The sequence below is a fragment of the Exiguobacterium sp. SH1S21 genome, from assembly GCF_004337175.1.
GTDB lineage: Bacteria > Bacillota > Bacilli > Exiguobacteriales > Exiguobacteriaceae > Exiguobacterium > Exiguobacterium aurantiacum_A.
In genome coordinates, this window is the sequence record NZ_SJUY01000004.1 from 185,268 (window position 1) to 198,769 (window position 13,502).

Annotated in this window: 12 protein-coding genes and 2 riboswitches; of the genes, 4 read left to right on the forward strand and 8 right to left on the reverse strand. The window is 55.0% G+C overall.

Going from position 1 to position 13,502, the window contains the following annotated elements; translation table 11 throughout:
* Position 1 precedes the first annotated feature (1 nt).
* Together EVJ24_RS07780 and EVJ24_RS07785 are read right to left on the reverse strand one after the other, a co-directional pair.
* Positions 2–1,303, reverse strand: coding sequence for a hypothetical protein (locus EVJ24_RS07780; protein WP_131440746.1), 1,302 nt, complete (start codon positions 1,301–1,303; stop codon positions 2–4).
* A gap of 104 nt (positions 1,304–1,407) precedes the next feature.
* Positions 1,408–1,791 (reverse strand): DUF302 domain-containing protein, encoded by a 384-nt coding sequence (locus EVJ24_RS07785; protein WP_131440748.1) that lies wholly within the window; start codon positions 1,789–1,791, stop codon positions 1,408–1,410.
* Positions 1,792–1,965: 174 nt separating this feature from the next.
* Between EVJ24_RS07785 and EVJ24_RS07790 the strand changes: the two genes are divergently transcribed.
* The gene (locus EVJ24_RS07790; RefSeq protein ID WP_070327923.1) at positions 1,966–2,361 is read left to right on the forward strand and encodes a Spx/MgsR family RNA polymerase-binding regulatory protein; all 396 of its coding nucleotides are present in this window, start codon (positions 1,966–1,968) and stop codon (positions 2,359–2,361) included.
* Between the two features lie 30 nt (positions 2,362–2,391).
* Here EVJ24_RS07790 and EVJ24_RS07795 read toward each other — a convergent pair whose 3' ends face one another.
* The 5 genes from EVJ24_RS07795 to EVJ24_RS07815 form a co-directional block, all read right to left on the reverse strand.
* Positions 2,392–3,054 carry a methionine ABC transporter permease gene (locus EVJ24_RS07795; RefSeq protein ID WP_071397545.1) on the reverse strand — a complete coding sequence of 221 codons (663 nt, stop codon included), beginning with the start codon at positions 3,052–3,054 and terminating at the stop codon, positions 2,392–2,394.
* On the reverse strand, positions 3,026–4,060 hold the full coding sequence (locus EVJ24_RS07800; protein ID WP_131440750.1) for a methionine ABC transporter ATP-binding protein: 1,035 nt from the start codon (positions 4,058–4,060) through the stop codon (positions 3,026–3,028). The genes EVJ24_RS07795 and EVJ24_RS07800 overlap by 29 nt, the downstream gene beginning before the upstream one ends.
* Positions 4,061–4,069: 9 nt before the next feature.
* The gene (locus EVJ24_RS07805) at positions 4,070–4,891 is read right to left on the reverse strand and encodes a MetQ/NlpA family ABC transporter substrate-binding protein (protein ID WP_131440752.1); all 822 of its coding nucleotides are present in this window, start codon (positions 4,889–4,891) and stop codon (positions 4,070–4,072) included.
* Between the two features lie 77 nt (positions 4,892–4,968).
* A riboswitch (SAM riboswitch) is annotated at positions 4,969–5,072 on the reverse strand.
* A 41-nt stretch (positions 5,073–5,113) separates the two neighbouring features.
* Positions 5,114–6,130: an iron-containing alcohol dehydrogenase gene (locus tag EVJ24_RS07810; RefSeq protein ID WP_131440754.1), complete on the reverse strand. Its 1,017-nt coding sequence runs from the start codon at positions 6,128–6,130 to the stop codon at positions 5,114–5,116.
* Entirely contained in the window at positions 6,127–7,302 is a 1,176-nt protein-coding gene (locus EVJ24_RS07815) for an aminotransferase class I/II-fold pyridoxal phosphate-dependent enzyme (RefSeq protein ID WP_131440756.1), read from the reverse strand. Before EVJ24_RS07815 ends, EVJ24_RS07810 begins: the two co-directional genes overlap by 4 nt.
* 76 nt (positions 7,303–7,378) lie before the next feature.
* Positions 7,379–7,479, reverse strand: a riboswitch (SAM riboswitch).
* Between the two features lie 177 nt (positions 7,480–7,656).
* Between EVJ24_RS07815 and EVJ24_RS07820 the strand changes: the two genes are divergently transcribed.
* From EVJ24_RS07820 to EVJ24_RS07830, 3 genes are all read left to right on the forward strand, one after another.
* Positions 7,657–8,757: an AI-2E family transporter gene (locus tag EVJ24_RS07820; protein WP_131440758.1), complete on the forward strand. Its 1,101-nt coding sequence runs from the start codon at positions 7,657–7,659 to the stop codon at positions 8,755–8,757.
* Positions 8,758–9,015: 258 nt separating this feature from the next.
* The gene (locus EVJ24_RS07825; protein ID WP_131440760.1) at positions 9,016–10,260 is read left to right on the forward strand and encodes an MDR family MFS transporter; all 1,245 of its coding nucleotides are present in this window, start codon (positions 9,016–9,018) and stop codon (positions 10,258–10,260) included.
* Between the two features lie 141 nt (positions 10,261–10,401).
* Positions 10,402–11,895, forward strand: coding sequence for a peptide MFS transporter (locus EVJ24_RS07830; protein ID WP_131440762.1), 1,494 nt, complete (start codon positions 10,402–10,404; stop codon positions 11,893–11,895).
* Positions 11,896–11,947: 52 nt separating this feature from the next.
* Here EVJ24_RS07830 and EVJ24_RS07835 read toward each other — a convergent pair whose 3' ends face one another.
* Entirely contained in the window at positions 11,948–13,243 is a 1,296-nt protein-coding gene (locus tag EVJ24_RS07835) for a glutamine synthetase family protein (RefSeq protein ID WP_131440764.1), read from the reverse strand.
* Positions 13,244–13,502 lie beyond the last annotated feature (259 nt).

The window sequence follows — 13,502 nt, forward strand, 5'->3', positions numbered from 1 at the left end:
CTCAATTCTTCGGTTTCTTCTTCAAGTCGGGGAAGTAGGACAAGAACGTCTCGGCCCCTTCGCTCGTCAGTTTATACGTTTCCTCAGTAGATTGGTCCGTCACGTAGATATCCAGTTTCTTCGATCGCTGTTTATAAGTCACCTTGAATCCCTGACCTTTGAGCCCGTCGACGATCGTTAGAAGCGGATAGTCGCCCTGATCGCCTACACGTTTCGTCGGCTCGGCGGAATCGATTGCTTGAATCAGATCATCCATCTCATTGCCGGCCGCACGCAACACAGCGGGATAGGATACTGTCGATTCGTTGTCAAACGGTTCCTGATGGAGATACACGAGCGGCCCGGTCACAATCGGCATATACTCCTCGTCAGGGTGTGTCTCGAGCGTCTTTCGTTCATCAGTGGACAACAGCTTTGCGGCACGATATGTGATGCTTGCTGTCTCGGTCACCCCTTCTCCGTCGCGGGTGTAACTGAACTCATATAACGGATAGGTCTTATTCGGCACGAGTTCCGTGTCAAGCGGGAGTCTCTTGACGACGAGGTCGTCATACGTCGGTTCTTCTTTCGTTGGATCATTGATTGTATGTAACGGACTGACCGAAACGTAAAGGTCAGCAAGTAGTAATAACACGTATGGTTTGGCGTCACGCGAATCATAGCCAATGGCTAATTTGACATCTTCCACATCCGCCATCATCGGTTCGAACGCGAACAAAGGGAATTGGCTCGGCCGATCCCCGACGGTCAATTCGATCTCTCCGTGGATCGCAGGAGAAAACGCCATGACCGTATCGGGAAACGGCTCGATTTCATTCCCGGCCTCTGTCAATTCATCAGCATTTTGCACGGCGAGGCGAGCGGCTTCGTCTGCTGGACGGACAGACGGATAGTGCCGAATCGAATGACCCGCAGTCAAATCGACGAACTCCGGGAATGCATCGACCATTTCCACTGAATAATGTGGTGAGGCCATATCCCGACACATCGCATAATTTTCGTCCCCTTGTATGTATGTCACGGCTTTAAATCCATATTCCCAACCCGTGTCCGTCATCGGATGGCGGCTCGCCACGACCGTATCGAACACAGTCAGGTCGCCCTTCAACTCGGTCGTCAAGTCCCCAGTGCAGGCCGCGAGCGTCTCACCGGCCGATTCGAGCACCACTGGTTGTTCTAGTGAGTATTTGCTGACGGTCCAATGGGCGTCGACATACGACAATTTCACGACGTCTTGTTTCTCTTCACCACACCCGGCCAACAAGCTCGTGGATATTACAAGTAAACCGACTAACTTTTTCAAATTATCCGCCCCTTGAATTTTACTATCTCCAATTTTACCATTATATTACTTTGGAGAGGGTATGAAAAACCCGCCCATGAAATTGGACGGGTGCGATGAATCGATTAGATGCTGTTATCGATGGCGCGTGTCAGTCTCGTCTCGACATCCAGTGCGATGGACTGGAGCGACTCGTCCTCGATCAATTCGATCAGTTTCGTCGGTTTCGGCATGCCGACGTGGGTCGCCCCGTCTTTCGTGAAGACGGCGAGCTTGCACGGCAGGAAGTAGCCGCCCTCACGGTGCGCCGTGATGACTTTCTTGGCCTCTTTCGGGTTGCACACTTCGAGGATACGATAGTCCCCGTCGATGGCTTCACCTTTCTCTTTGAGCGTATCACTCAAGTCGAAATCCCACAGCACGCCGAACGCTTCGTCCTTGAGCGTCGCTTTCAACTTCTCGACCACTGCTTCGACCGACTGATTCGTCTTCACCGTATAATCAAACATGTAAGCCCCTCCTTGTTTGTTGTCTCTCTCGTCATGTACCCGAACTCACTTGAAACGAATCGTTCCGTCGATTTCAAAAAAAGTATATGTGATTTGAAACATATTCTGCGTTCAAAACGTATGGATGAGAGAAAATAAAGAAGTCCATACCTAGGAAAAGGAGAAGTGGTTGTCGTGACGGTCACCGTATTCACGCATACAAGCTGCAGTTCTTCCCGCAAGACGCTCGATTGGTTACGCGAACAGAATATCCCGTTCATCGAGAAGAAATTGACCGACCAAGGAATGTCGTTCACCGAGTTCAAGGAGATGCTCCGGCTCACCGAAAACGGGACGACCGATCTCCTGTCTGTCCAAAAAAGTGTCTACAAACAAGCGGCCGACCAGCTCGACGAGATGTCGCTCCGCGAACTGTACAGTTTTGTCGCGACGCATCCGCAAATCTTGAAGAGTCCGATCGTCGTCGATGACAACCGGATCCAGATCGGGTTCAGCGAGAAAGAGATCCGGACGTTCATCCCCCGGCATAACCGGATCGCCGACTTGAAACGACTATTAGACAAACAGTAAGAGCGCCGCAAATTTTGCGACGCTCTTTTGTCAGGCTTTCTTTAGACGGGCCGCCAAGCGGTTGCCGAATGATTGGATCGACTGCACGAGCAGGATCAAGACGAAAATCGTCACGTACATGACTTCCGGCTCGAACCGGAGATGCCCGTACTGATAGGCGATATCGCCGAGTCCGCCCGCACCGACGAGACCCGCCATCGCCGTCGCACCGATCAGACCGATCGTCGCGATCGTCAGACCGAGCACGATCGACGACCGCGCCTCACGGATCAATACGTACCAGATGATCTTACGCGTCGAGATGCCCATCGCCTCGTACGCCTCGACGACGCCGCGATCGACTTCGAGCAGTGCCGACTCCATCAAACGGGCGATGTATGGCGCCGTGAAGACGATGAGCGGCAACAGCACGCCTTGAACGCCGATCGTCGTCCCCATGATGAAACGGGTGAACGGCAAGATGAAGAATAGCAGAATGATGAACGGGATCGAGCGGACGACGTTGATCACGCTCGACAATGCCCCGTAAAAGTAACGGTTCGCGAGCCGTCCATTCGGCCGCGTCAAGACGAGGAGCGTCCCGAGCGGCAAGCCGATCAGTGTCGAGATGACGAGCGCGATGCCGGTCATCGTCAGCGTCTGGATCGTGCCCGTCCAAATCAAGTCACCCCAATTTTCCCAAAACTGCAGCATGGTTCGTCACCTCCTTCACTTTGACGCCGCTCGCTTCAAGGTAGCGGACGGCTTGGTCGGTCTGTGCCTGGTCCCCGTCGAGATGGACGAGCAAGTTGCCGACGAGACCGCCTTTCAGCTTTTTGATCCCGCCCCCGATGATGTTCGGCAGCAGGCCGAACCGTTTCGTCAACTCGGCGAGGACGGCCTGTTCGGTCTGGTGACCGATGAACGACAAGTTGACGAGCGTCCCGTGCGAGCTCAACACGTCGACGACTTCTTTCGGCACGTCGAGGTTCGCTTTCAAGAAGCGGCGCGTCGTCGGATGTTGCGGGTCCGAGAAGACGTCGAGGACGTCCCCTTCCTCGACGATCTTGCCGGCGTCGATGACGGCGACCCGGTCACAGATGCGCTCGATGACTTCCATCTCATGGGTGATCAAGAAGATCGTCAGCCCGAGCTCGCGGTTGATTTCGAGCAACAGATCGAGGATCGACTCGGTCGTCTCCGGGTCGAGCGCGCTGGTCGCCTCGTCACTGAGCAGGATGTCCGGCTCGTGGGCCAAGGCCCGAGCGATGGCGACGCGCTGTTTCTGGCCGCCGGAGAGTTGCTCCGGGTAATGTTTACGGTGTTCGGTCAGTCCGACGATATCGAGATACTTGTCGACCCGCTCGCTGATCGAGCGTTTATCGAGTCCTTCTAGGCGGAGCGGGATGGCGACGTTGTCTTCGACGGTCGCCGTCTTCAGCAGGTTATAGTGCTGGAAGATCATCCCGATGCGGTGACGGAGCTTTGATAACCCTTTTTTGTCGAGCGTCGTGATGTCTTGTCCCTCGATCTCGACTTGACCTGACGTCGGCCGTTCGAGCAGATTGATCATGCGGATGAGCGTGCTCTTGCCAGCGCCGCTCCGACCGATGATGCCGAAGATTTCGCCCTTTTCAATCGTCAGCGAGACATCGTCGAGTGCCGTGACGGTCCCTTTGTTTACCGTGAACGTTTTTGAGATCTGTTTGAGTGCGATCATAGTGCCTCCTTAAAACGCCGGGACGATCGAGCCGTCGAACGTCTCTTCGATGAACGTCCGGACCTCGTCCGAGTGGTAGTAAGATTTGAGTGTCTCGACGACTTCATCGTCTTTGTTGTCGGTACGGACGACGACGTAGTTCGGGTACGGGTTGTCGACCGTGTCTTCATGGAACAAGGCGTCCTCATTGATCGATAGGCCGGCACCCATCGCGAAGTTCGTGTTGATGGCCGCGAGCGCGACTTCCGGGAGCTGGGTCGGGAGCTGTGACGCCTCGAGCTCGATGAATTCGAGGTTGAGCGGGTTCTCAGCGATGTCACGTTTCGTCGCCTTGTCCGTCAATCCTTCTTTCAAGGTGATGAGTCCGGCCGTCTCATACAGGCGCAGCGCCCGAAGTTCGTTCGCCGGGTCGTTCGGGACGGCGACTTTATCGCCCTCCTTCAACTCCTTGATGTCCGTCAGCTTGTCCGAATAGAGCCCCATCGGGAAAGCGACCGTCTTGAACACGTCGTCGATCTTATAGCCTTTGTCCGCCTTCTGCAGCTCGAGGAACGACAGCGTCTGGTAACTGTTCACGTCGAGACTGCCTTCGTCGAGTGCGGTGTTCGGCGTGTTGTAGTCGTTGAACACCTTGATGTCGAGCTCGAGGCCATCCTCGGCCGCGAGTTCTTTTACTTTCTCGGCGATCTGCTGGTGCGGTCCGCCTGTCACGCCGATCGTGAGGGCTTCTGTGCTGAGCGCTTCGCTCGCGTCCGATTGGCCGCACGCCGACAAGGCGATGGCCGCGAGTAGAGATGTTCCTACGAGTACTGTTTTCTGTTTGATGTTCATGAATGATTCCTCCTCCAAAATAAAAGCCCGCTACTCATAAAGAGTGGCGGGCACGACAAGTCAAAGACAGTCGGACACGCTCATCTCCCAGACGTTTCGTCTGTTGGAATTAGCACCATGATCATTACGATCTGGTTGCCGGGTTTCATAGGGCCAGTCCCTCCACCACTCTTGATAAGCTATCGGTCTTATTTAATTGTTATCATCTTACTTTTAATTCTTTTATTTGTAAACAGAAAATACTAAATTTTCAAAAATTATTTTCAAATAGTCAATATCGAGCGGGACGGGTGAACGTTGCAATTCGGTCTCGACCCGGACCGCCTCGACCAGTTGCGGGATGTCGGCCGGCACGAGTCCGAGCGTCTCAAGTGACGTCGGCGCGCCGATCCTGGCGAGCCACGCCTCTAAATATGGGGCGTCAGACGAGCCACGCAACCGTTCTTGGACAAGGAGGCCGAAGCCGACCTTGTCGCCATGTAAGAACGGATGGGTCGACTCGAAGCGGCTGAGCGCGTTGTGGACAGCGTGGGCGACGGCAACGCGTGTCCCGGCGTCCCCGAAACCACCGACGGCACCGCCGACGGCAAGGATGTGATCGACCGCGAACCGGGTCTCTGGCCCATACGCGGTGAAACTGGACTCACTCAAGTCGAGTTCGACGAGCCGGCCGCATTGCTCGGCCAAGGCGAGACCGGTATTGACGCCGGCATCAGGCGAACTGTCGCCGCTCAAATAGCGGGCCTCGTAAAACTTGGCGACCGTGTCGATGACGCCGGCCCGGAAGTAGTCGTACGGCGAGTCGGTCACGACCCTTGCGTCGACGATGACCCGCTCGATGACGACGCGAAACACGTCGTAGCGGTCATAGGTGCCGTGCTCGTCATAGATGACGCTGAGCGGTGTGAAGGCGGCACAGTTCGAGGCGAGCGTCGGGATGACGATCAGCGGGACACCTTGCCGGTAAGCGACGAGTTTCGCCGTGTCGACGAGCTTGCCCCCACCGACGGCAAGGAGGACGTCCACATTTTTCAAACGGAGCCGTTCGACCTCAGCGTCCGTGCATTCGCCGCCGAACAGCGATGTCGGATAGGCAGTGATCGCTGGCAGGACGCGCTTGACGACGTCAAAACCGTTCTGTCCGCGCAGCACGTGAGCACGACGGCCATCGATCAATTCATCGAGCCGCTCGAGCGCGTCATCCGCATGGTCGTACTCGAGCACGGCTTGGCGGATCATGCCCGGACCTCTTCATACGTCGCAAACAGTTTCTCGATCCGCTCGACGGCCTCGTCGATCTTCGGCTCGGCGGAGACGAGCCCGAACCGGACGTACCGCTCGCCTTCTGAGCCGAAGAAATAGCCCGGCGTCACGGCGACCCCTGCCTCGTGGAGCAGCTTATGGGAGAACGATTTGGCGTCCCCGTCCGGCACTTTCGCCCAGACGAAGAACGAGCCACTCGGGGCCGTGATGTCCCATCCGGCCTGACGTAACCCGTCGACGAGCCGGTCGCGGCGGGCCTCATACAACCGTGACAAGTCGTCCCGGAGCGAACGCGGTGACTCGAGCGCGGCGATGGCCGCCTCTTGGATGGCCGAGAACACGCTCACATGGACGTGGTCCTGGTACGTGTTGATCGCCTCGATGATGTCGCGGTTGCCGACGGCGAAAGCGACCCGCCAGCCGGACATGTTGAACGCCTTCGACATCGTATACACCTCGATGCCGATGTCTTTCGCACCCGGCGCCTGCAGGAAGCTCGGCGGGACGTGACCGTCGAAACCGATGCTGCCGTAGGCGAAGTCGTGGACGACCATGAGGTCATGCTTATTCGCGAACCTTACCGTGTCGTCAAAGAACGCGGGCGACGCGACGGCGCCGGTCGGATTGCCCGGGTAGTTCAAATACATGAGTCGCGCTCCTTGCGGATCGAGCGTCTCGTAATCAGGAAGATAGCCGTTCTCTTCCCGGAGGACGAGGTCGTGGACGACCGCTCCGGCGAGACGTGCCCCCGAGATGTAGTCCGGGTAACCCGGGTTCGGGAGCAACATGCCGTCACCCGGTTCGAGCACACATTGCGGGAGCGTGATGAGTCCCGACTTGCTGCCGATCAAGATGGCCACTTCGGTCTCGGCATCGAGCGCGACGCCGTATTCGGTCTGGTAGAATGTCGCGACCGCTTGCTTCAGGCGCGTCTGTCCCCGGAACGGGCCGTATTGGTGTGTCGCCGGGTCGAGCAGGGCCGTCTGCAGCGCCTCGCAGATCGGGGCCGGTGTCGGCAAGTCGGGCGTCCCTTGGCCGAGCCGGATGACGTCGCGGCCTGAACGCTCGAGTGCGGCGACTTCAGCGGCGAGTCCGACGAAATGCTGGGGTGGTAACGTTTTAAGTAACTTCGAGCGTCTGTCTGTCATGAATAGTCCTCCTATGCAAAAACACCCCTTTCCGAGGAAAGGGGTGTCGAGATACGGACGTATTCAAACAACCACCTTTCCATCTCTCAAGGTCACCTTGCTGGAATTAGCACAGTATTGAAACAATCTGTTGCTGAAGCTTCATCGGGCCAGTCCCTCCGCTTCTCTTGATAGAAAGTGTTTTTATATGCAATTGATAATTTCTGTAATATGTCATTTAGTAAACCAAACGTTACCAACCTTGTCAATCCTTATTTCAAAAATTCCTTACCGCTATTGAATCCCGGTAAAAAAACGTTCATAGTAAAAGGTGAACGTTATTCTGCAAAATTTACAGCATGAGGGGATAGACCATTGGAACTAAACCGTCAATTGATATGGAAGTTAAGCGTGATCGGGCTGATTCTGCTCGTCCTATGGAAAGTCATCAGCGAGCCGGACACGATTTCTCGGGTCATGCAGTATGGGTTTCAGCTGTTGACGCCGATCATCATGGGGATCGCCATCGCGCTGCTCCTCAACACCGTCCTATCCTATATAGAAGAGCGGTTCCATTTGAAGCGTTATCAAGGCTTGTTGATCGTCTACGTCACGTTCATTGGGATCCTCGTCGTGTCAGCGGTGACGCTGTTCCCTCGCATCTATTCGAGCGTCGCCTCTCTCATCGAGGAGCTCCCGTTTTATATTCGCCAAATCGACGGCTTTCTCGGGCAGCTGAAAACGTATGTCGAGGAGTATAATGCGACGATCGCCCAAGCGATCGACTTCAATCGGTTCGAGGAACGCTATTCCGGATGGGTCGAGACGGCCGTCGTGTCTTCGGTCGGTTACGTGTCGAGCTTCACGATGACGTTGATCAACTTGCTGATCGGGATCGTCATCTCGATCTACTTGTTGAAAGACAAGGAAGTGTTCGCCCGGATGTTCAAGCGTCTGCTGTATGCGATGTTCCCGGTCGCTTCGGCGAAGACGACGATCGACATCTTCCAAGAGATGGACTATATCTTTAAACGCTACATCATCGGAAAGTCGCTCGACTGTCTCATCATCGGCGTGATGGCTGTCATCGGGCTCTTGATCATCGGTGCACCTTACGCGCTCTTGCTCGGTGTCATCATCGGGGTGCTGAACTTCATCCCATACGTCGGACCGCTCTTAGGGATGATCCCGGCGTTCATCATCACCTACTTCTACGACCCGTTCACGGCGCTGCTTGTCTTGTTGTTCATCTTCTTGCTGCAACAGTTCGACGGACTTTGGCTCGGGCCGAAAATTCTCGGCGACAGTGTCGGGATCACCCCGTTCTGGGTCATCACATCGATCATCATCGGGGGGAGCCTGTTCGGTCTCGTCGGGATGTTCATCAGCGTACCCGTGACCGCGATGATTCAAGTCGTCTTGTCCCGGTTGATCGATTATCGGCTCACCCGAAAGAATTTAAATGAACTGTTATGACGCAAGTCAAAATATGTTGACACATTTCAAGAATCTGTCATACAGTTGAAAAGAAGAGTAAACTTACAGAAAGGAGGACCAGCCATGTCAGTCATGACGCAGCCACATCGTATCCAATTTCATACTGACAGGTCGGGGTCTTCCGTTTCATGAACTGAAGTCACCCGCCTGTCTTCCGAGGCGTACATAAGCAAGTAGGGACGAGTATGCCTCCGTGCATCCTTCGTCCCTTTTACTTTGTAGAAGCAGGTGAAACGCATGATTCAATCACTCAAACGGCTCGACCGTAACATTTGGATTCGCTTCCTCGGCGAGACGATCACCGGTGTCATGATGTTCATGATCGCCCCGTTCCTCGTCCTCTATTATAGCGACAAGCTCGACAGCTACGTCCAAGTCGGCGTCATCTTGGCGACCGGACCGATCATGGCGCTCATCGGATCGGTCGTCGGCGGTCGTCTGGCCGACCTGTACGGCCGAAAACCGGTCATGATGACCGCCATCCTCGGTGATGCGGTCGCCCTCATCGGTTTCGCTTTCGCGGAAACGTTTTGGCCGCTCCTGCTCTTGAACGCGATGCTCGGCTTGACGAACTCGCTGTTCCACCCGGCAGCGAGCGCGATGGTCGCCGACGTGACCGAGCCGGAACAGATGAACGAGGCGTTCGGTCTGCTACGGATGGGGCATAATATCGGCGCGGCGTTCGGTCCACTGCTCGGGAGTGCCGTCTTGTTCATCGACCGACAGTACATCTTCTTCACGGCAGCGTTCGTCTTTGCCTTGTATGCGCTCGTTCTAGGACGCTTCATCCGCGAGTCGCTCCCTGAGACGACCGGGCAGGACACACCGTCGAACCGTGACGTCTTGCGCGTCTTTTACAACGACAAAGTCTTTCTCGTCTTCATCTTCGCCGGCGTCTTCATCTCGATGGGCTTCTCGCTGATCGAGAGCATGTTGCCGCTGTTCTTGAAAGAGTCGATGCCGTCGTTCACCGACCGTGAGAACCCGTTCGCTTATCTGCTCGCCTTGAACGGCATAATGGTCGTCTTGTTCCAATTCCCGATCGCCTCAAAACTCGGGCGCAAACCGTTCGGCAACGTCATGCTGGTTGGGGCGACGATTTTCGGGATCGGGATGATGTTGATCGCGGTCGTGCCGCGGCTCCTCTATACGCTCGGCACCCCGTACCTCATCCTCGTCTTTATCCTGCTCGCCGTATACGCGTTCTATACGCTCGGCGAGATGATCATGTCGCCCGTCCAACAGACGTTCATCGCCATGATCGCCCCCGAGAACATGCGCGGTGCCTATAACGGGGCCGCCAGCATCCAATGGTTGATCGGTGGTGTGACCGCGCCGCTCATGGCCAGCCTGTTCCTCGACCAACGTGCGGGGCACATCGCCCTCATCCTCGTCGGGGCGGCGAGTTGTCTGTCGGGTCTCATCTATCGGCGTCTCGGAAGATACGTCAGCGCGGAAGAAGCCAAACAAAAGACCGCTTAGTTCATCAATCCACCTAAACAACTTGGTTTAGGTGGATTTTAGTTTCGTTTCAAATCTGTTAAAATTTGAACTTCACCTTTATTTTTCCTTTACAAACATAATGATTCTTCTTATGATAATACGGTCAAGGAGGGATCTTTCATGGAAAGGATCGATAAACAGAAAATTGTGGACAGTGTGCCACAAAAAGGATTTTTCGGACAGCCGAAAGGCTTGTTCACGTTGTTCTTCACTGAATTTTGGGAACGCTTCTCGTATTACGGGATGCGGGCCATCCTCGTCTTCTACATGTATTACGAGGTATCGGAAGGCGGTCTCGGTCTCGACCAGAACGTCGCCCTGTCAATCATGTCCGTGTACGGCGCGCTCGTCTACATGTCAGGAGTCATCGGGGGATGGCTCGCCGACCGCGTCTTCGGGACGTCCCGGGCCGTATTTTTCGGTGGTGTGCTCATCATGCTCGGTCATATCGTCTTGTCGATCCCGGGCAGCCTCATGTTCTTGTTCATCTCGATGGGTCTCATCGTCATCGGTACCGGTCTGTTGAAACCGAACGTGTCGAGTATCGTCGGTGACCTGTATCACGAGACGGACCGTCGCCGTGACGCCGGGTTCAGTATCTTCTACATGGGGATCAACCTCGGGGCCTTCATCTCGCCTTTGATCGTCGGCGGTGTCCAAAAGAGCTACGGCTTCCACTGGGGCTTCGCTCTCGCCGCGGTCGGGATGTTCATCGGTCTCGTCGTCTTCCTCCTCACGAAAAAAGGCAATCTTGGCCTCGCTGGGTCTTACGTGCCGAACCCGTTGACGGAGTCTGAAAAGAAGAATGCGATCAAGTACACGACATTGGCCGTCATCCTCATCGGAGGATTACTGGCCATCTTGATTCCACAAGGCTTGTTCACGATCAACACTTTCATCGGTCTCGTCGGTGTGTTCGGGATTGCCATCCCGACAATCTACTTCATCGTCATGTACCGGAGCCCGAAAACAACGGAAGTCGAGCGGTCACGCATTATCGCCTACATCCCGCTCTTCATCGCCTCGGTCATGTTCTGGGCGATTCAAGAACAGGGCGCGACGATTTTGGCAAGCTATGCCGATAAGCGGACCGATCTTGAATTTTTAGGGTTCACGCTGTCGCCGGCCTGGTTCCAATCACTGAATCCGTTGTTCATCATCATGCTCGCCCCTGTGTTCGCCTGGTTATGGGTGCGGCTCGGTGATCGTGAGCCGAGCATCCCGACGAAGTTCGCTTTCGGGATCTTGTTCGCCGGTTTGAGCTTCCTCGTGATCTTGCTGCCGGCCTACTTCGGTGGACCGGACACGCTCGTCAACCCGCTCTGGCTCGTCCTCAGTTACTTCATCATCGTCCTCGGTGAGCTCAGTCTGTCTCCGGTCGGTCTGTCGGCGACGACGAAACTCGCCCCGGCCGCCTTCTCGGCCCAGACGATGTCGCTTTGGTTCTTGTCGAACGCGGCAGCACAAGGGATCAACGCCCAGCTCGTCCGGTTCTACTCGCCAGAGAACGAGATGCTCTATTTCGGGATCATCGGCGGAGTGGCGATCGTGCTCAGTATAATTTTGTTCACAATGGCCCCGGTCATTAAAAAGTATATGCGCGGTATCCATTAAGTCAAAAAAACGCCATTCCTCGCGCGAGGAATGGCGTTTTTTATTTATCGGATTACTTACGGACTTGGATGAGCGACAAGTAACGGTCGATCATGTCGTGGTTGAAGTAGTCGTGGAAACGGTCTTGCTTCAATGCTTGGATCGACTCATGGAACGTCGCCGGGAGCGACGAGATGCCTTGGCTCTCGATCTGTTTCGCCGAGTACTCGAACAAGTCGTCCTCGTTCGGTGCCGACGGCTCGATCTTATGCTCGATCCCTTCAAGACCGGCGTAGATGAGCGCCGCAAGTGCCAAGTACGGGTTTGCGCTCGGGTCTGGGTTACGGACCTCGACGCGTGTCGCGCTGCCGCGTGAAGCTGGGATGCGGATCATCGAGCTACGGTTCGACGGGCTCCAACAGATGTTGACCGGTGCCTCGAACCCTGGGACGAGGCGCTCGTATGATTCTGGGAGCGGGTTCGTGAAGATGGCCGTCGCCCGGGCATGCTTCAAGATCCCTTCGATGAAGTGGCGGGCCGTGTGCGAGAGACCGTAGTCAGACTCCGGCTCTTCAAAGGCGTTATCGACCGGGTTGCCGTCTTTGTCGTTGTTCCAGACCGAGATGTTCAAGTGCATCCCTGATCCGTTGACGTCACGGAGCGGTTTTGGCAAGAACGATACTTTAGCCCCTTTTTCCTGTGCCGCGAGCTGGACGACTTCCTTGAAGAACTGGATGTTGTCCGCCGTGTGCAAGGCGGTGTCGTACTTGATGCCGATCTCGTGTTGGGCCGGTGCGACCTCGTGGTGGACCGCTTCGATGTTGAAGCCGACCTCGCTCAAGCGGTTGGCGATATGTTGACGTACTTCGTAGCCTTTATCTTCTGAACGTGTCGAGAAGTAACCGGCCTCGTCATAAAACTCGCCGTTTTCGTCAAAGATGAAGAATTCTGGTTCGGCCCCTACGAAGATGGAGTAACCGTCACGGGCAGCGCGCTCTAACGCGTCTTTCAACACGTTGCGCGGGTCGAACTCGTAACGTTCGCCGTCTGGTGTACAGACGTCACAGAAGAAAGCGAGGATGCTCTCGTCACCGTCTTGTTCGTAGCGTGGTCGATCTAAATCCGGTCTCAAGAATAGGTCTGAGTTTTTGATAGAAGAAAAACCGGCGATTGACGAGCCGTCGAACATCGTCTTCCCTTCAAAAACTTCCGGCAACAACTTTGCAGAAAGAGTCAACAGCTTCAAGTCTCCGATCACGTCAGAGAAATACATGTGGATTTGTGTAATCCCTTTCTCTTGGACCGTTTTTTCAATCTCTTCTTGCTTCTTCCTATTGCCGTCCTTATCAGTTCCGAATAGATTTGCCATGATTCTTAAAAACCTCACTTAATTTATTTGACAGGTCATCACTGTCATGACGTACCATACGTACGCTTCTCCTTAAGTCATAACCTACTTTTTAAAAAGTTAAACCCCTATTCTTTCGATTTTGGCGTCTCGGCATCGATGAGCATGCTCCTCGGGAAGGAAGAGCGTGGTCCTGCTCGCGCGTTTGTTTTACTCGCGGCGGATCGCGTAGACCGTTGATGCTGCTATAAAAATCTGAGTTCGAAGTGGCTCATTCTCG